At 28.4% G+C, this 18,969-nt stretch carries 11 protein-coding genes; 10 read left to right on the top strand and 1 reads right to left on the bottom strand.

Annotation, left to right across the window (positions count from 1 at the left end; all coding sequences use genetic code 11):
* Nucleotides 1-10: 10 nt before the first annotated feature.
* Nucleotides 11-979, bottom strand: coding sequence for a tryptophan--tRNA ligase (trpS, locus tag Lupro_RS08685; protein WP_068208823.1), 969 nt, complete (start codon nucleotides 977-979; stop codon nucleotides 11-13).
* 79 nt (nucleotides 980-1,058) lie between these two features.
* Between trpS and Lupro_RS08690 the strand changes: the two genes are divergently transcribed.
* The 10 genes from Lupro_RS08690 to Lupro_RS08735 all read left to right on the top strand — a co-directional run bounded on the left by Lupro_RS08690 (nucleotide 1,059) and on the right by Lupro_RS08735 (nucleotide 18,923).
* A complete protein-coding gene (locus tag Lupro_RS08690; RefSeq protein WP_068208824.1) occupies nucleotides 1,059-1,814 on the top strand; it encodes a lysophospholipid acyltransferase family protein in 756 nt (251 codons plus the stop codon).
* A gap of 26 nt (nucleotides 1,815-1,840) precedes the next feature.
* Entirely contained in the window at nucleotides 1,841-2,497 is a 657-nt protein-coding gene (gene trhA, locus Lupro_RS08695) for a PAQR family membrane homeostasis protein TrhA (protein ID WP_068208829.1), read from the top strand.
* Between the two features lie 83 nt (nucleotides 2,498-2,580).
* Entirely contained in the window at nucleotides 2,581-8,139 is a 5,559-nt protein-coding gene (locus tag Lupro_RS08700; RefSeq protein ID WP_068208831.1) for an Ig-like domain-containing alpha-2-macroglobulin family protein, read from the top strand.
* A gap of 144 nt (nucleotides 8,140-8,283) precedes the next feature.
* Nucleotides 8,284-10,623 carry a penicillin-binding protein 1C gene (gene pbpC / locus Lupro_RS08705; RefSeq protein WP_068208832.1) on the top strand — a complete coding sequence of 780 codons (2,340 nt, stop codon included), beginning with the start codon at nucleotides 8,284-8,286 and terminating at the stop codon, nucleotides 10,621-10,623.
* Nucleotides 10,624-10,690: 67 nt separating this feature from the next.
* On the top strand, nucleotides 10,691-11,434 hold the full coding sequence (locus Lupro_RS08710; RefSeq protein WP_068208835.1) for a LytR/AlgR family response regulator transcription factor: 744 nt from the start codon (nucleotides 10,691-10,693) through the stop codon (nucleotides 11,432-11,434).
* A complete protein-coding gene (locus tag Lupro_RS08715) occupies nucleotides 11,434-12,759 on the top strand; it encodes a sensor histidine kinase (protein ID WP_068208837.1) in 1,326 nt (441 codons plus the stop codon). Before Lupro_RS08710 ends, Lupro_RS08715 begins: the two co-directional genes overlap by 1 nt.
* A gap of 127 nt (nucleotides 12,760-12,886) precedes the next feature.
* Nucleotides 12,887-13,117 carry a hypothetical protein gene (locus Lupro_RS13450; protein WP_144439124.1) on the top strand — a complete coding sequence of 77 codons (231 nt, stop codon included), beginning with the start codon at nucleotides 12,887-12,889 and terminating at the stop codon, nucleotides 13,115-13,117.
* Nucleotides 13,118-13,449: 332 nt separating this feature from the next.
* On the top strand, nucleotides 13,450-15,750 hold the full coding sequence (gene porZ, locus Lupro_RS08725) for a type IX secretion system anionic LPS delivery protein PorZ (protein ID WP_068208841.1): 2,301 nt from the start codon (nucleotides 13,450-13,452) through the stop codon (nucleotides 15,748-15,750).
* Nucleotides 15,751-16,467, top strand: a complete 717-nt coding sequence (gene recO / locus Lupro_RS08730; protein ID WP_068208843.1) for a DNA repair protein RecO — start codon at nucleotides 15,751-15,753, stop codon at nucleotides 16,465-16,467.
* 2 nt (nucleotides 16,468-16,469) lie between these two features.
* On the top strand, nucleotides 16,470-18,923 hold the full coding sequence (locus tag Lupro_RS08735) for a TonB-dependent receptor plug domain-containing protein (RefSeq protein WP_068208846.1): 2,454 nt from the start codon (nucleotides 16,470-16,472) through the stop codon (nucleotides 18,921-18,923).
* Nucleotides 18,924-18,969: the final 46 nt, after the last annotated feature.

Genomic DNA, 18,969 nt, shown 5'->3' on the forward strand with positions numbered 1-18,969 from the left:
TTATAGATTTTTAATACCCCAACTTCATTCTCACTCTTTTCAAAACATCAGTTGCAACTTTACGTGCTTTTTCAGCGCCAATTTCTAGTGCTTTGTCTATTTCTTTAAGGTTATTTATATAGTGATTATAACGTTCTCTTTCCGCAGCATATTTATCAATTAATAATTCATAAAAAGCTTGTTTTGCGTGCCCGTAACCATAATTTCCACCTTCATAATTTGCTTTCATTTCAGCAATTTGGTTAGGAGAAGCCACTAACTTATAAAGCGCAAATAAATTACAAGTATCCGAATTTTTAGGTTCTTCCAGTGGTGTAGAATCTGTTTTAATTTTCATAATTTGCTTACGCAGTTGTTTGTCTGGTAAAAATAAATTAATGATATTACCACTAGATTTACTCATTTTACCTCCGTCAGTTCCAGGAACGTACATGGTGTTTTTTTGCAATTTTGCTTCAGGTAGAACTAAAATTTCTCCCATTTGATGGTTAAATCTATTTGCCACATCACGTGTCATTTCTAAATGTTGTAATTGATCTTTTCCTACAGGAACAATTTCAGCATCATATAATAAAATATCAGCAGCCATAAGCATTGGGTACGAAAACAAACCGGCATTTACATCTTCTAATCTATTGGCCTTATCTTTAAAACTGTGTGCCAATGTCAATCGTTGATATGGATAAAAACAGCTTAAATACCAAGAAAGTTCTGTTACTTCAGGAATATCACTTTGTCTATAAAAAACAGTTTTATTTATGTCCAAACCAAAAGCTAACCAAGCTGCTGCAGTACTGTACGTATTTTCACGTAACGTTTTACCATTTTTAATTTGGGTTAATGAATGCATATCTGCAATAAACAAAAACGATTCATTTTGTGGATTGTTAGCCATTTTAATTGCTGGAATAATGGCACCTAATAAATTCCCTAAATGTGGAGTTCCTGTACTTTGAACACCTGTTAAAATTCTTGACATGTACTTAAAAATTTGATAGCAAAAATACATATTTCAGAAAGAAAACAAGAATAATTTTAAATTACTACTTTTGAAGTCTATGAAATTTTTTAAATACTTTTTTTACATTGTTTGGCGTAGTTGGTTTTTAGGTTGGGTAATATTAACTATGATTCCAATATTTCCCGTATTAATTATAGTTACTTCTTCAGAAAAACTATATCCAACATTTTTTAAAATAGCCAGAGCTTGGGCAAATACAATCCTTTTTGTGATGGGTTTTAAAATTGAATTAAAAGAAGATCAAGTTTTAGAGAAAGATAAAAGTTTTATCTTTTGTCCTAATCATACTTCTATGATTGACATTATGGTAATGCTTTCAGTTACTAAAAATCCATTTGTTTTTGTTGGAAAAAAAGAGTTAGCAAAAATACCCATTTTTGGATATTTTTATAAGCGAAGTTGCATTTTAGTTGACCGAAGTAATTCAAGTAGTAGAAGAGCAGTATTTGAAGAGGTAAGACGAAGATTAAGTAATGGGTTAGATGTATGTATTTTTCCTGAAGGTTTAGTTCCCGATGATGAAAGTGTTATTTTGAGCGAATTTAAAAATGGCGCTTTTAAATTAGCTATAGAACATCAAATACCAATTGTTCCAATGACATTTTACGACTGTAAAAAAAGATTTTCATACACCTTTTTTAGTGGAGGTCCTGGAAAATTAAGAGTAAAAATTCATCATTTTATTAGTACAGAAGGACTTACTTTAAAAAATACAAATGCTCTAAAAAGGCAAACTTTTGATTTAATTTATAATGAACTAATTAAAGATTTAAAACAACAAGTTAATACTTAATTCACTCCTTTTATCGTTTATTTGAAATGGAAGAAAAAAATATTACATATTACGAACCAAAAGAAGAAAAACTCAATGTGATTTCACATGCTATTGGTTTGGTTTTAAGTGTTGTCGCATTAGTTTTACTGGTTGTTTTCGCAAGTCTTGAGGGAACCACAAAACACATTGTTAGCTTTAGTATTTATGGCGCTAGTTTAATTGTATTGTATGCAGCATCAACATTTTATCACTATGTTCAAAAACCGAAATTAAGGTATAGATTAAATGTTTTTGATCATTCGGCAATCTATATCTTAATTGCAGGAACTTATACGCCGTTTACATTAGTTGTGTTAAAAGGCTGGGTTGGTTGGACTATTTTTGGGGTTTCTTGGGGACTAGCTTTAACAGGAATTGTATTGAAGTTATTTTTTACAGGAAAATACGATAAAATTTCAACGTTTGCCTATGTATTAATGGGGTGGGTTGTTATTTTTGCTATAAAACCATTAGTTCAAAATTTACCTTTTGAAGGTTTAATGTGGTTATTGGCTGGAGGTGTTTTCTACACAGTTGGAGCTATTTTGTATAGTATTAAAAATTTAAAATACAACCATGCTATTTTTCATATTTTTGTGTTATTAGGTAGTTTTTCACACTTCATAGCCGTGTTTTTTTACGTTTTACCTATTAAGAAATAAAGGTTCTAAAAAAAGGCATTTTAACCTTTTTATAATTTTTTTTAGTATTTTCATAGAAAATTAGCTAAATAAAAAAAACTAAAATGAAATTTCAACATTTAATTTTTACACTTGTAATTAGTGTAATTTTCTCTTCTTGTAATAAAAATGCTTCTCAAAATACAACGAATAATATTTTTAAATTTAAAAAGTATATTAGTTACACAACTTCAGGGGTGGTTTCTGCTGCCGAACCTATTAAAATTGGTTTGGTAAATGAAGTAGATTCTTGGATTTCAAATAAAGAAATCAATAATAATATCTTAAAGATTTCTCCAGAAATAACAGGAAAATTATTCGTTCAAAATTCTCGAAGTATACTTTTTAAACCTTCAAAAAACTTAAAGCCAAATACAGAATATACTGTAACTATTAATTTAGATAAAGTATATAAAAATATTCCATCAGAATATAAGAGTTACACATTTAAATTTAAAACAATAGCACAAAATTTTAGTGTTACTACTACAAGTTTTCAATCGTATAGCAAAGAATGGCAATATATTGAAGGAATTATTAAAACAGCTGATGTATTATCATTAAACAATGCAAAAACGTTGATTGAAGCAACTCAAAACAACAAAAAACTATCCATTAAATGGGAGCTTACAGACTCTATTAGTAAACAATTTTTATTTAAAATAGATAGCGTTCAACGATTTGAAGATGATTCTGAGGTGCTATTGTCATGGACAGGAAAAAAAATAAATGTTGAAAATCAAGGAGAATCTACACTAAATATTTTAGGGAAAAATAATTTTTCAATTCTAAACATTGATGTAATTCAATCTCCTGAACAATATTTGAGTATTAATTTTTCGGACCCTCTTAAAAAACAACAAAATTTCAATGGCTTGGTTGCAATTAAAAATAGTAGAAACTTAAAATATATTGTTGAGGGTAATATCCTTAAAGTATATCCTAGAAACCGTATTGTTGGAACTGTAAATGTGGACATTTTTCAGGGAATTAAAAATATTGATGGTTATAAATTGAAGCATCAATATTTTAAAAAAGTTGCATTTGAGCAGCTAAAACCAGCAATTATGTTACTCAATAGCGGTGTTATTTTACCCAATTCAAACAATTTAAAATTTAATTTTAAAGCTGTAAATTTAAAAGCAATAGATGTTAGAGTTATTAAAATTTTTGAAGATAATGTATTGCAGTTTTTACAAACCAGTACTTTAGGAAGTACTAACAGATATGATATTAAAAGAGTTGGTAGAAGAGTAGCCAAAAAAACCATTACTTTAATTGATAATGAAATTGAAAATAATGGAAAATGGAAAGCGTATGCTATAGATTTATCTAAAATGATACAATCAGATCCTGGAGCAATTTACAGGGTTGAATTAAGTGTAAAACAAGCATATTCATTGTATACATGTGATGAAAATAAAGTAAAAACAATAGAAGATAACAATAATAACTATGCTGACAATCAGGAATATACAATAGAAGAAACCAAAAATTCAGATGAACTTGAAGAACAATATTGGGATAATTTAATTTACAGTTATAACGATAATTATTACAATTGGAACGATAGCAATAACCCTTGTAAAAAAGCATATTACGATAATGAAGACCGTATGGTCTCAGCAAATATTTTAGCATCAAACTTAGGTGTTATAGCCAAAAAAGGCGAAAACAAATCGTATTTTTTTATGGTAACAGATATTTTAACAACCAACCCTGTTTCAGAAGCAAAAGTTACTATTTACAATTACCAACAGCAAGAAATAGCACAAGCAATAACCGATAGTGAAGGAATTACAGGAATGGATGTTGACCATAATGCTTTTTTTGCAATTGTTTCAAAAGGAAAAAGTAAAACATATCTAAAGCTAGACGATGGTTACTCTTTATCCTTAAGTAAATTTAACGTTTCTGGAAAAAAATTACAAAAAGGACTTAAAGGGTTTTTGTATGCAGAACGCGGTGTTTGGAGACCGGGAGACTCTATTCATTTAACATTTGTTTTAAATGACAATACAAATCCACTTCCAAAAGAACACCCAATTAAGTTAGAAGTTACCGATGCACGTAGAAAATTAGTATTTAAACAAGTTAAAACAAAAATTTCAAACGGGTTTTATAAATTTATCATACCTACTTCAGATACGGATCCAACAGGTAATTGGAATAGTGTTGTAACTGTTGGAGGTGCAAAATTCACCAAACAATTAAAGGTTGAAACTGTTAAGCCTAATCGTTTAAAAATTAAAATAAATTTTAACAAAAAAGTATTATCTAATAAAAAACCAATTAACGGAAAATTAAATGTAGCATGGTTACATGGTGCACCAGCAAAAAATATAAAAGTAGAGGTAAATGCTAAGTTCACTACTAATTCTAGTGCTTTCAATAAAAAATATCCAACATATATTTTTAAAGACCCAACACGTGAATTTTCATCGGAAGAGGTAATATTATTTGACGGAAAATTAGATGCAAATGGTAATGCAATTATTAATAAGAAAATAAATTTAGAAAATAGAGCTCCTGGCATGTTAAAAGTAACTTTTTTAACTAAAGCTTATGAAAATGGAGGTGATTTTTCTATGGATGTTCTCTCAAAAAATTATGCGCCATACAGTTCTTTTATTGGTTTAAGGTTACCAAAAACGCAAGCTTATAGTTCGTATGATACAGCTGAAAATACCACATTTGATGTTGTTACAATTTCTTCCGAAGGAAAACCAATTGCAAGAAATAATATTGAAATACAAGTTTATAAAATTGAATGGCGTTGGTGGTGGAGTTCATCATACGATAATTTATCCTCATACAGCGGAAGTAGTTATCACAAGCCGTACAAAACATTAAAAATAAATACCAATTCAAAAGGTAAAGGTACTTTTACATTAAATATCCCCGATGATGAAGGTGGTCGATTTTTAATACGTGTACTCGATAAAAAAAGCGGACATGCAACAGGAACAACCACTTACTTTTACAAAAATTGGTGGAAACGACCTTCAAATAACCCAGAAGCATCTAAAATGTTGATATTTTCTTCAGATAAAGACAAGTACAATGTTGGTGACAAAGCGATTATTACGTTTCCATCAGGAGCAGAAGGAAGAGCTTTAATAAGTATTGAAAACGGTACAGAAGTGCTACAAACCATTTGGCAAAAAACACAAAAAGGAGAAACTAAAATTGAAATACCCATTACAAAGGAAATGACTCCTAATGTTTATGTAAATATTTCTTTATTACAGCCACATGCTTCAACAGCAAATGATTTACCGCTGCGGTTATATGGCGTAATTCCAATATTGGTTGAAGATCCTACGACACGTTTAAATCCAGAAATTTCACTACCAAAAGTATTAAAACCAGAAGATAAGTTTAAACTAAAAGTAAGCGAAAAAAACGGAAAACAAATGTCGTACACTATTGCAATTGTTGAAGAAGGCTTACTAGATTTAACTCGTTTTAAAACACCACAAATTTGGAATGCTTTTTACACAAAAGAAGCTTTAGGGGTAAAAACTTGGGATATTTTTGATGATGTAATTGGAGCTTACGGAGGAAGTATTGAACAAGTTTTTGCGATAGGTGGAGATGGAAATATAGAAACAGGGAAAGCAAAAAAAGCAAATCGTTTTAAACCAGTTGTAATTTATTTAGGCCCTTTTACATTGGAAAAAGGAAAAACAGCTATGCATACTATTAAAATGCCAAAATACATAGGTTCTGTTCGGGCTATGGTTGTTGCCGCAAATATTAAAACAGCTGCTTATGGAAAAACAGAGGCTACTATTCCAGTTCGTAAACCATTAATGGTGTTGGCATCAATACCACGCAAATTAAGTCCGGGAGAAAAAGTAACACTTCCTATATCCGTTTTTGCAATGTCAAAAAAAATAAAAAATGTAGAAGTTCATTTAAAGTTAAGTAATGGAATTAAAGTTGTTGGTGTAAACTCTCAAAAGATATCATTTACGAATCCTGATGAAAAAATGCTGTATTTTCAGTTAGATGTTTCTAAAACTAAAGGAATTGGTAAAATTGAAGTTATTGCTTCAGGAAATGGAGAAAAATCTTCTTATAAAGTTGAAATTGATGTAGTAAATCCAAACCCAATATCATCAAAAACAATAGCTATTGAATTGGAACCAAATAGTACACAAACAATAGGTTTTGATACTTTTGGAATGTTGGGAAGTAACTTTGCAAATATTGAATTTTCAACCTTGCCACCAATGGATTTTACAGGTAGGTTACAATATTTAATTCAGTACCCTCATGGTTGTGTAGAACAAACTACATCAAGTGTTTTTCCTCAATTATATTTAAGTAATATTTTTGATTTGCCTGTTCAGCAAAAACAAAAAATAACAAAAAATATTAAAAAAGGAATTGAAAAATTAGGGGATTTTCAAATTTCAAATGGCGGATTAAGTTATTGGATGGGGCAAAATTACGCCAATGATTGGGGAACAAGTTATGCAGGTCATTTTATGATTGAAGCGAAGAAAAAAGGATTTATTTTACCACTTACTTTTATGAGTAATTGGTTAAAATATCAAAAACAAACAGCACGTAATTGGCGACCAAGTTATCAAAATCACAATTCAGATTTTGCACAAGCTTATAGGTTATATACATTGGCACTAGCCAGACATCCCGATTTATCTTCAATGAATAGATTGCGAGAATTTAGCGAGTTATCAAACAATGCAAAATGGCGTTTAGCAGCAGCTTATGCTTTGGCAGGCCAAAAAGAAGCTGCAATTGAAATTGCGAATACAGCAACTATTAATTTTGAAAATAGTAAAGATAGTTATTATACTTATGGTTCAGTTGATAGAAATAGAGCTATGGCTATGGAAACAATGCTGTTGATTAAGAATAATGAATCTAGAGAACTGGCAAAATATATTGCTAAAAGGTTATCTTCTAACATTTGGATGAGTACGCAAACTACTGCTTATAGTTTGTTATCAATGGCTAAAATGGTTGAAATTAATGGAGGAAAATCAATAAAGTTAGCGTATGCTTTAAATAATAATACTCCTAAAAAAATAACTTCAAAATATGCAATTGCTCAACGAAAATTAGCCATAAAAGAAGGTAAAAATTCAATTTCAATTACGAATAACAAAGCAAATGTAGTATTTGTATCAATTTCAAATTCGGGAATTTTACCATTAGGTGAAGAAATTGTAGAAAAAAGAGGACTGGGTGTGCAAGTGACTTATAAAGATACACAAGGAAAAACAATTGATATTTCAAAATTAATTCAAGGAACTGAGTTTGAAGCACAGGTAACGGTAAGTAATTTAAAACCAGAAGATGTTCAAAATATTGCTTTAACAGAAATATTTCCATCTGGTTGGGAAATTGTAAATACACGTTTTACCAATTTTGGAAATACCGCTACTGGAAACACAAATTTTACAGATATTAGAGATGATAAAGTAAATTTTTATTTCAACCTAAAAAAGAAGGAAACAAAAACATTTAGTGTATTGTTAAATGCTTCATACTTAGGTAAATACTATTTGTATGGTTTACAGGCAGAAGCTATGTATGATAATGATTATTTTACACGAACAAAAGGGAAGTGGATTGAAGTTGTAAAGTGATAATTTCATTAACCTAAATTTATTTCAGGTTCTCATAATAAGTTATAATCAGTTGTTTAAAAATGTTGAACTATTGCTCAACAAGATTAGTATGATATTTTAATGATAAACTTCTAAGATTTATAGAATGGCTGAATTAGAACAATGAATTTTAAAAAAATACACAAATACAAATTAGCAATAGCTGCTATTTTAATAATAACTTATTATTTTTCGTTGCCAAAACAGTTATTTAACAGTCCAACTTCAACGGTAATAGAAAGTGAGGAAGGAGAATTATTAGGCGCTAGAATTGCAGATGATGGGCAATGGAGATTTCCTCAAAACGATAGTATTCCTAAAAAATTTGCAACCTGTATTATACAATTTGAAGATGCTTATTTTTACAAACACCCAGGGTTTAACCCAATTTCAATTGTAAAAGCTTTTTATAAAAATTTTAAAACTAAACAAATAAAAAGAGGAGGAAGTACCATAACGCAGCAAGTTATTAGACTTTCGAGAAAAAATAAAAGAAGAACATATTTCGAAAAATTAAAAGAACTTATTTTAGCAACACGATTAGAATTTCGTTACTCCAAAGAAAAAATTTTAGCACTCTACACTTCAAATGCACCATTTGGAGGGAATGTTGTTGGATTAGATGTTGCTTCTTGGCGGTATTTTGGACGTTTACCTAATGAATTATCTTGGGCTGAAAGTGCAACGTTAGCGGTATTACCAAATGCGCCAAGCTTAATTTATCCAGGCAAAAACCAACAAAAATTAGTTCTAAAACGGAACTATTTACTAAAAAAACTCTTTTTAAATAAAAAAATAGATTCACTAACGTATACATTAGCTATTCAAGAAAAATTACCAAAAAAACCATTTTCAATTCCTCAAATTGCGCCTCATTTGCTTCAAAATATAGCTAAAGATCAAAAAGGAAAACGAATTAAAACTGCTGTAAAAATAAGGCTACAACAATATGTAAATTCAATTGTAAAAACACATTATAATGAGTTAAGCAAAAATAAAATAAACAATATTGCAGTATTAATTTTAGATGTAAAAACCAGAAAAGTATTAGCTTATGTGGGTAATTCTCCAACTACAAAAAAGCATCAAAAAGATGTTGATATAATCCATAAACCACGAAGTACAGGTAGTATTTTAAAACCATTTTTATATGCAGCAATGTTAGATTCTGGAGATATTTTACCAAATACATTAGTTGTAGATGTTCCTACACAAATAGGAAGTTATCATCCAGAAAATTTCAACAAAAAATATAACGGAGCCGTTTTTGCAAGTGTTGCATTATCAAAATCGTTAAACGTACCAGCAGTTAGAATGCTGCGAAGTTTTGGACTAGATAGGTTTAGACAATATTTAAAAGAATTAAAATTAAAAGATATTAAATATAACGCAAACCATTATGGATTATCTCTAATTTTAGGAGGAGCAGAAAGTAATTTATGGGATTTATGTAAAAGTTATGCCTCTATGGCATCAACAGTAAATCATTATGACGAAACACAAGGTAAATATTATAAAAATGAATTTATAGAACCATCCTATTTGGTAAATTTCAAACCAAATTTTGGTGAGATTTCAACAGAAAAAACAATTTTTGACGCAGGCTCTATATACTTAACTTTTGAAGCGTTAAATAAAGTAAATAGGCCAGAAGGTGAACAGAATTGGCGATTTTTTAATAACTCAAATAAAATAGCTTGGAAAACCGGAACGAGTTTTGGGTTTAGAGACGCTTGGGCAATAGGAACCACAAAAGATTATACTGTTGGTGTTTGGGTTGGAAATGCTGATGGAGAAGGAAGGCCGGGGTTAGTAGGTATTTCTACAGCAGCACCAATATTGTTTGATGTTTTTAACATACTACCTAATAGTAATTGGTTTGAACCTCCTTTTGATGAATTGGTTAAAATACCTATTTGTAGTAAAAGTGGTTATAGAGCTAGTGATATTTGTGAGGTTAAAGACAGTGTTTTTGTGCAACGTGCAGGTTTAAAAACGGCTCCTTGCCCCTACCATGTTTTAGTTCATTTAGATAAAAATAAAGAATTTCAGGTAAACACTTCATGTGAAAAACAGTCAAATATAGTTCATAAAAGTTGGTTTGTATTACCTCCTTTGCAAGAATTTTATTACCAAAAACACCATCCTTTTTATAAAAAAATACCCAATTTTAGAAAAGATTGTTTAATCGATAACAAGAACCCTATGGATTTTATAACTCCAAAAGATAATGAAATAATATATTTTACAAAGGATTTTAAAGGTAACAAAAACAGTTTCATACTAAAGTTAGTACACTCAAACTATAGCATAAAAGTTTTTTGGTATTTAAATAAACAATTTATAGGCATTACTCAAAATATTCACGAAATTGAAATTCAACCAAAAACAGGAGAATATTTAATAACAACTATTGATGAACAAGGAAATGAAATAAATCGAAAAATTAAAATTAAGGATTAAATTTTTTAAGTTCAAAAACAAATGTTGTATCTTGCAATTTAATTAACTAAATGTCTGCCCTAAGAATATGCTACAAATATTACTAGTTGACGATGAGAAGGATGCTTTAGAAGCCCTTGAATGGAAATTAAATAATTATATAGATAATGTAGAGGTTACTACATGTAATTCTCCTATTGAAGCCATTAAAATTATTAATGAGCAAAAACCGGATGTTGTATTTTTAGACATTCAAATGCCTGAAATGGATGGTTTTACGATGATTGAAAAGGTAGATAATAGAGATTTTAATTTAATTTTCACTACAGCACATGATGAGTTTGCACTTAAAGCCATAAAAGTATCGGCTATTGATTATTTATTAAAACCTGTTGATAAAGATGAATTGCTTGCTTCAATGGATAAAATTAAAAAATCTAAAAAAGGAGATTTACTAGAAAATAAATTACAATTATTGTTAAATAATTTGAATGACAATAATCATGATAAAATTAATATTTCTGCCGATGGTAAAGTTTATCTTTTAGATAAAGATGATGTTATAATGCTGAAATCTGACAAAAGCTATACCACAATTTTCTTAAAATCTGAACAACAAATATTGGTTTCTAAAACATTAAAAGAAGTAGAAAAGAAATTTCAATTTTCAGAATTTTTTAGAGTTCATAATTCGTATTTAATAAACCTAAATCACATCAAAGAATATTTAAAAGGATTAGGCGGAGAACTTATTATGACAAATGGCTTAACAGCCAGTATAAGTAGAAATAGAAAGGCCGAATTATTTAAAAAATTATATCTGGATAAATAATGCTTTTAGATTTTCATTCTGAAATATTTTCGTGGATAAGAGGAGGTCTTTTCGTTTTATTCGTGTACCATTTTTTAATTTTTTTTCAAAATAGAAGTAAACTGTATTTATACTACAGTTTGTATTTATTAGCGTTAAGCATCTATTTTTTACAAGATATTGTTTCTGTAAATTTTAAAGAAATTTATCTTTATTTAAACTTTTCAATCCAATTTTTAGCATATGCAGCCTATGTAGAATTTGCGAGAGATTTGTTGGATACAAGAACTCATTTACTAAGATGGGATAAATATTTTGAAATTGAAATAAAAGTCCTGCTAGCACTTGCAGTTATTTTTGTTTCAATTCAATTCTTCTTTGGTTATGATTTCCAAATTAAAGCTTTTACTATTGTAGCGCCCCTTTTAACAGTTTTTACATTAATTTCATACTATATAATATATACTAGGATTGATGATAACTCTGCACGATATTTTATTTTTGGATCGTTAATTTATGTTGTTTTAGCAAATATTAGCTTTATTGAAGTCTTTACAGGGTTAGAATTTTTTACAGATTTAGGTGTTCAGCCTATGTTTTTTGTGTATTTAGGAGCAATACTACAGTGTATAATATTTTCTGTGATACTTGGTTTTATAATTAAAAGAATTGAACAAAAAAGCAAAAATGCAGAGGTAAGGTTGGCAGTAAAATTAAAGGAGATGGAAGAGCTTAAAATGACGGCATTACAAAGTCAAATGAATCCTCATTTTCTATTTAATTCATTAAACTCTATTAATAATTTTGTAATAAAAAATGAAGTAGAAAAGGCATCAGATTATATAACTAAATTCTCTAAGTTAATACGTGTTATATTAAATAGTTCATCAAGTACTACATCCACACTTTCAGATGAGTTAGGTATTTTAGCATTATATGTTAAACTTGAACAAATGCGTGTTACAGGAGGCTTTAATTATATAGTGAACATAGATAAAAATCTAAATTTAGACAAAATAAAGGTACCTCCGTTGTTTTTACAACCATTTATAGAAAATTCAATTTGGCATGGTATTATGAAAAAAAAGGGAGAAAAAACAATTGAGTTGACAGTAAAAAAAGTTCAAAATAATGTTTTGTGTACTATATTAGATAATGGTATAGGAATTAATAAAACAAAAACAATAACCCCTTTATCTGAAAGGCGTAAATTTTTTGGTGCAAGCGCTACTGAAAATAGAATTAGAATTTTATACAAAAATAAAGATGTTCATATTGAAACTAAGGATATTTCTTCTGGAGAAAAAACAGGAACTTTAGTGTCAATTAGCTTTCCAATATCTTAATAAGAAAACCATTTATTAAAATAAACGCACCATTTATACATCCTTTTGTTTAAATAGCAAATTTTAAACAAAAGTTGATTTTAAGTTAACTAAATTGGTAGTATAATTTTCTATTACAGTTAACAAAATGTCCATATTAAAATTTTCTATACCATCAGATTCTGAAATATTAAAAGATATTAATAACTCTTCTAATTCACTTAAGTTTATAGGTTTAGGCAGTGTTTGCCAAAATATTAAAGAAACCATATATATAAGAATGATAAAATTTAATAATGAAGATTTTATAAAAAAAGTGATTTATAAGAAGAAAGGAATTATATGGGATTTTAAATCTGTTGAGGATATTAACATCTAAAGTGTATACCAACCTTTAATTGTGTAAATTTCAGATTCATCAAAAATCCATTTATAATAAAAATCACACCATTTATACATTTTTTAACTTCATTTGTTTATTTATTAAAAAAGTTATCGTTTTCAAGCGTATATTTGTTTTGTATTAATGTCAAGAGGGGTTTTGGCACGATACATTAAAAACATTAAATAAGTCTTTGGGGTTGATTTATTTATTCCTTGAACATTGTAATTCGAAATACGATGTTCAAGGTTTTTTTTTGAGCTAAGTTTTAATTACTACTATAACTTTCTTTAATCCGTTTTTAATAAATATATTTGAATGTTAATAATATGAAAAAAGCAACTCAAATATTTATATTTCTTTTTACCAATATTATACTGTCACAGATTGACTATTCTAACCGTTGGGAAGATTTTTATTCTTATAATAATGTTAAAGATTTTATCAAAGTTGAAAATATAATATATGCAATTGTAGATAATGCTATTTTTACATATAATACAACTTCTAATGAAGTTGCTAAAATATCTTCAGTTAACGGACTTTCAGGTGATGTTACTACCAGTTTGTATTACAGTGAAACTTTTGACAAAATTATTATAGGGTATGAAACAGGAATGCTTGAAATAATTGATAATAAAGGAAATATTAGCATAGCAAAAGACATTGTAAATTTTAGTTATTCAGGAAATAAAGAAATTAATAATATTACAGCGTATGGTAATAAACTGTATTTATCAACATCCTTTGCAATTGTAGTTTATGATATTGAAAATTTACAATTTGGAGATACTTATTTTATAGGAAATCAGTCTTCTGAAATCAAAATTAATGAAATTAAAATTTTTCAGGATATAATATATGCAGCCACAGAAAAAGGTGTTTTTTCAGCTGATGTTACAAGTGATAATCTTATAGATTTCAATAATTGGGAACAATTTTTTTTAGGTGATTTTTCATCTATTGAAGTGTTTAATAATCAGCTATTCACCTCTAATAATCGTAATTTATATAAAATAGAGAATAACACACTTTTACTACAAAAAACATATTCTCAGCCTATAAAAAGCTTAAAATCATCTCTAGATTATTTAACAATAACTACACAAAGGAGTGTGTATGTTAATGATTTAAATAATTTTGAGGTAGTAAATTATACAGCAAATGCATCAAACACCTATTTTTATAATTTAAATACGGCAATTGTTGAAGATAATATATTGTATTTAGGCACTCAAGAATTTGGAATTTTAAAAAGTAATCTTCAAAATATTTCAAATTTTGAAGAAATTCACCCAGAAGGACCTGTTTCAAACTCTCCTTTTTCAATTGCTGTTAATGATAATAATTTGTGGGTAGTGTATGGCAGTTATACCTCGTCGTATAAACCGTTAGGAAAAAAATTTGGATACAGTCATTTTAATGGAGAAAACTGGATTAATACTCCTTATAATACAAATTATAACGTCAGAGATTTGGTGAATATAACTTTTGATCCATTAAATAACAATAAAGTTTATTTAAGTTCTTGGGGAGGAGGAATGTTAATTGTTGAGGATGATATAATTACAACACATTGGAACCATATTAATAGCGGGTTAGAAAAATTAGTTATTTCAAATCCAAATTATATTAGTATTCGAATCAATGGGGCTGCTTTTGATAAGGAAGGAAATTTGTGGATAGCCAATGCCTGGGTTGATGATAGAGTAAAAAAATACAGTAAAGAAGGTAATTGGTTTAGTTTTGATATGAGTTCAGTAATTTCAAACCCTGCCCTTGGGCTTAATGAATTGATAATTGATAAAACCAATAATATTTGGATTGGGTCTAGGCGTAATGGGGTTTTGGTTTTTAATGAAAATGGAGATAAAAAAAGAGCACTTACAACTGAACAAACAAAAGGGGCTTTACCTGATTTAAATGTAAAAACAGTTAAAGCAGACGGAAAAAACAGAATATGGATAGGTACCAAAAAAGGATTGGTAGTATATTATAATGCGGCAAATATATTTAACTCAACTATTGTTGAAGCAGAACCTATTATTATACTAGATGATGGTATTCCTAAAAAGTTGTTGGGAGACCAACCAATTAATACTATTGCTGTTGATGGAGCAGATAATAAATGGTTTGGTACAGAAACGGGAGGAACCGTACAAACAAGTCCTAATGGCACAATAACACTACAAAATTTCAACAAAGATAATTCTCCATTACCGTCTAATAATATTCTAAAAATAGCTATTGATAATAGCTCAGGGAAAGTTTATTTTGCTACAGATAAAGGAATTGTAGCTTTTAACAGCAATGTGTCATCTTACGGAGAGAATTTACCTGAAATTTATGCTTATCCAAACCCTTCAACAAAGAATAATGAATTTATTACAATTGACGGTAGAAACGGAACTCATCTCCCAAATAATACTAACATAAAAATTTTAGATACTGCAGGAAACTTAGTGTATGAAACCAATACAAAAAGCGGACAAGAATTATTTGGAGGTAAAGTAGTTTGGAATAAAACCAATTTAGCAGGTCGTAAAGTAGCATCTGGAATTTATATTGTGCTATTAATTACTAAAGATAATCTAGAAACCACTGTAGCTAAAATTGCTATTATCAATTAAATGATTGAAACCACAAAAGCAATAGTAATTAAATCTATAAAATATGGAGATACAAGTTTAATAGTAACTTGTTACACAAAAAATTGTGGTATCAAAACATATTTACTTAAAGGGGTTTTGAAATCTAGAAAAGCCAAAATAAAACCAGCCTATTTCCAGCCTTTAATGCAACTTAATTTAACGGTTAATCACAATAGTAAAGGGAGTTTAAATTTTATTAGAGATATAGAGATATTGCATTTTTATAATTCAATATACACAGATATAAAAAAACAAACTATTGCATTATTTTTAGCTGAAATAATATATTATGCAATTCGTGAAGAAGAACAAAATAGCACACTATATAAATATTTAGAAACTTCATTTTTGTGGTTAGACACGCATGACAATGTTTCAAATTTTCATTTACTGTTTTTACTAAATTTAACAAAATTTCTTGGTTTTTATCCTGAAACGAATCTAAGCAATAAAATTTATTTTGATTTATTAGAAGGTAATTTCACTAATTTTAACAAAGGAAATTTAGTCTCAGGAAATAATTTAATACAATTTAAAAAGCTGTTGGGCATAAATTTTGATGTGTTACATACAATTGATTTTAGCGCCACTAACAGACAAGCAGTTTTGTCTATTTTAATTCAATATTTTGAATTACATTTGGGAGGCTTTAAAAAACCAAAATCTTTAACAATTTTAAAAGCTGTATTTAGTTAATTATGAGGATTTTAGTGGTATTTTTTCTTTTTTTTATAACAGTTTCTGTAAAAGGTCAACAAGTTAAAGTATTGGATAGAGCAACAAACTTTCCAATTGAAAATGTTACCATTTATAACGATTCAAAAAACAAAATTGTGTATACCAACAAAAAAGGTATTGCAGATTTATCAATTTTCAACCCTTCTGATATAATTTCATTCAACCATTTATCTTGTTATGAATATGAAATTTTAAAAAAAGAGCTTAGTAAAATTGGTTTTGTAGTATATTTAACTAAAAAATCTGAGCAGCTAAACGAAATAGTTTTATCAGCTTCAAAAGGAGAAGAAACAAGAAGTAGAATAGCAGAACAAATAGTAGTAGCCTCAAGAGAAGAAATAAAAAAACTAGCTCCACAAACAACAGCTGATTTACTAGCAAACTTACCAGGAATTAAAGTTCAAAAAACACAATTTGGTGGTGGTAGTCCTGTTTTGAGGGGAATGGAAGCAAATAGAGTATTGTTAGTGGTTGATGGTGTTAGAATGAATAATGCTATTTATAGAGCAGGACACTTGCAAAATTCAATTACTATTTCACCAAATATTATTGATAGAGTTGAAGTTATTTTTGGCCCTTCATCTGTAATCTATGGATCAGATGCTTTAGGGGGTGTAATCCATTATTTTACTAAAATACCAAAAACCAGTAGTAAAAAACAAATAAACACTTCTTTTTATTCTCGTTTTAGTTCGGTGAATAGTGAATTTACTAACGAAGCAAACGTTGAAATAAGAAACAAAAAGTGGGCATCTTATACCAGTATTTCTCATAGTAAATTTGGAGATTTAAGAATGGGAAAAACACGAAATCATGGATTTAATAATTGGGGAAAAGTAGTTGAGTATTCAAATAATACAAATAGTTATTACAATGCAATTCCCGTACTAAATTCAAATAATAATATTCAAAAAAATACGGGATATAAGCAAACAGATATACTTCAAAAAATTGCGATACCTTTTTCAACAAAAAGCGAATTAATATTTAATTTCCAATACTCAGAATCTTCTAATATTAATAGATTTGATAAATTAAATGAATCTTCTGATGGTAATTTAAAATTTGCTGAATGGTATTATGGACCACAAAAAAGGTTGTTAATTTCATCACAACTTAAAATAAACCCCAATAAAAAGTGGATTCAAAAAGGAACAATTACAGCTGCGTTTCAAAACATTAAAGAATCTAGAGTACAACGAAAATTCACAAGTTTAAACCGATTTTATAGAAATGAAGAAGTTGACGTTTGGAGTTTAAATGGAGACTTTTTTGTGCCGTTAACAAAAGAAAATAATAGAATTTTATCGTACGGTTTTGAAGGGACTCACAATAAAGTAAATTCTAATGCTTACGGAAAAACCTTAAATGTGGTTGGCAATACAATTATTGGTTTTAGTGATGATTTTAAAGCGCAATCAAGATACCCAGATGGAGGAAGCACCTATACTAGCTTTGCTTCTTATGTAAATTACAGACAGGATATTAATAAAAAAGCAACATTAAATACGGGAATTAGACTTGTAAACACTTATTTAAGCGCAAAATGGATTGATGATACATTTATAACATTGCCAAATTTTAATATATCGTTAAATAACTCAGCAGTTACAGCAACAATTGGTTATGTGTATAAACCAACAACTAATTGGCAATTAAATAGTGTAATAGCATCTGGGTTTCGATCACCAAATATTGATGATATAGGGAAAATTAGAGAAAAATCTGGAGATGTAACCATACCAAATATATATTTAAAACCTGAATATATTTATAGCTTTGAAACAAGTGCCTTAAAATATTTTAATAATAAAACATTTCAAATAGGGCTAGATATTTATTATACACTTTTAAATAATTATATTACAAGAGATTATTTCAGCATAAATAATTCGGAAACAATTATGTACGATGATGAAGAAGGGAATGTAGTAGCCAATATTAATAAAGATAATGCCTATATAATTGGAAGCACTTTTAGTTTTAGAGGAAATTTAAATTCTCTTTGGTTCACTAGAGGATCTGTTACTTATACTAAAGGAAAAGCGTATGACACCAAACTACCTTTATCTTCAATTCCACCTTTGTTTGGTTTATTTGAAATTGGCTTAAAAAAAGAGCGTTTACAAGCTAGTTTAAATTGGAAATTTAATACAGAAAAACGACTAAAAGATTACAATTTAATTGAAGGAAAAGATAATATTGAACAAACGCCATTTATTGATGCTACCAATAGTTATTTTGGAAACCCTAGTTGGAATACCTTTAATTTTGGAGCCAACTATAAAGTAAATTCAGATTTAACATGTTATGTAAATATTGATAATATTTTTGATATACACTACAAAGAATTTGCCTCCTCAATTAGTTCTCCAGGAAGAAATTTTTCATTTTCATTTTTACTTAGTATTTAAGCTCATTTTTAAAAACAAGGGTAATTACAGGTAAATTATTAATAAA

This window comes from Lutibacter profundi (assembly GCF_001543325.1).
Classification (GTDB): Bacteria; Bacteroidota; Bacteroidia; order Flavobacteriales; family Flavobacteriaceae; genus Lutibacter; species Lutibacter profundi.

Excerpts from the sequence above, each read along its gene's own strand:
- Lupro_RS08700 (WP_068208831.1), top strand. The coding sequence starts at position 2,581 with ATGAAATTTCAACATTTAATTTTTACACTTGTAATTAGTGTAATTTTC.
- Lupro_RS08690 (WP_068208824.1), top strand. The coding sequence starts at position 1,059 with ATGAAATTTTTTAAATACTTTTTTTACATTGTTTGGCGTAGTTGGTTT.
- trhA (WP_068208829.1), top strand. The coding sequence starts at position 1,841 with ATGGAAGAAAAAAATATTACATATTACGAACCAAAAGAAGAAAAACTC.
- Lupro_RS08710 (WP_068208835.1), top strand. The coding sequence starts at position 10,691 with ATGCTACAAATATTACTAGTTGACGATGAGAAGGATGCTTTAGAAGCC.
- recO (WP_068208843.1), top strand. The coding sequence starts at position 15,751 with ATGATTGAAACCACAAAAGCAATAGTAATTAAATCTATAAAATATGGA.
- Lupro_RS08715 (WP_068208837.1), top strand. The coding sequence starts at position 11,434 with ATGCTTTTAGATTTTCATTCTGAAATATTTTCGTGGATAAGAGGAGGT.
- pbpC (WP_068208832.1), top strand. The coding sequence starts at position 8,284 with ATGAATTTTAAAAAAATACACAAATACAAATTAGCAATAGCTGCTATT.
- trpS (WP_068208823.1), bottom strand. The coding sequence starts at position 979 with ATGTCAAGAATTTTAACAGGTGTTCAAAGTACAGGAACTCCACATTTA.
- Lupro_RS13450 (WP_144439124.1), top strand. The coding sequence starts at position 12,887 with ATGTCCATATTAAAATTTTCTATACCATCAGATTCTGAAATATTAAAA.
- Lupro_RS08735 (WP_068208846.1), top strand. The coding sequence starts at position 16,470 with ATGAGGATTTTAGTGGTATTTTTTCTTTTTTTTATAACAGTTTCTGTA.
- porZ (WP_068208841.1), top strand. The coding sequence starts at position 13,450 with ATGAAAAAAGCAACTCAAATATTTATATTTCTTTTTACCAATATTATA.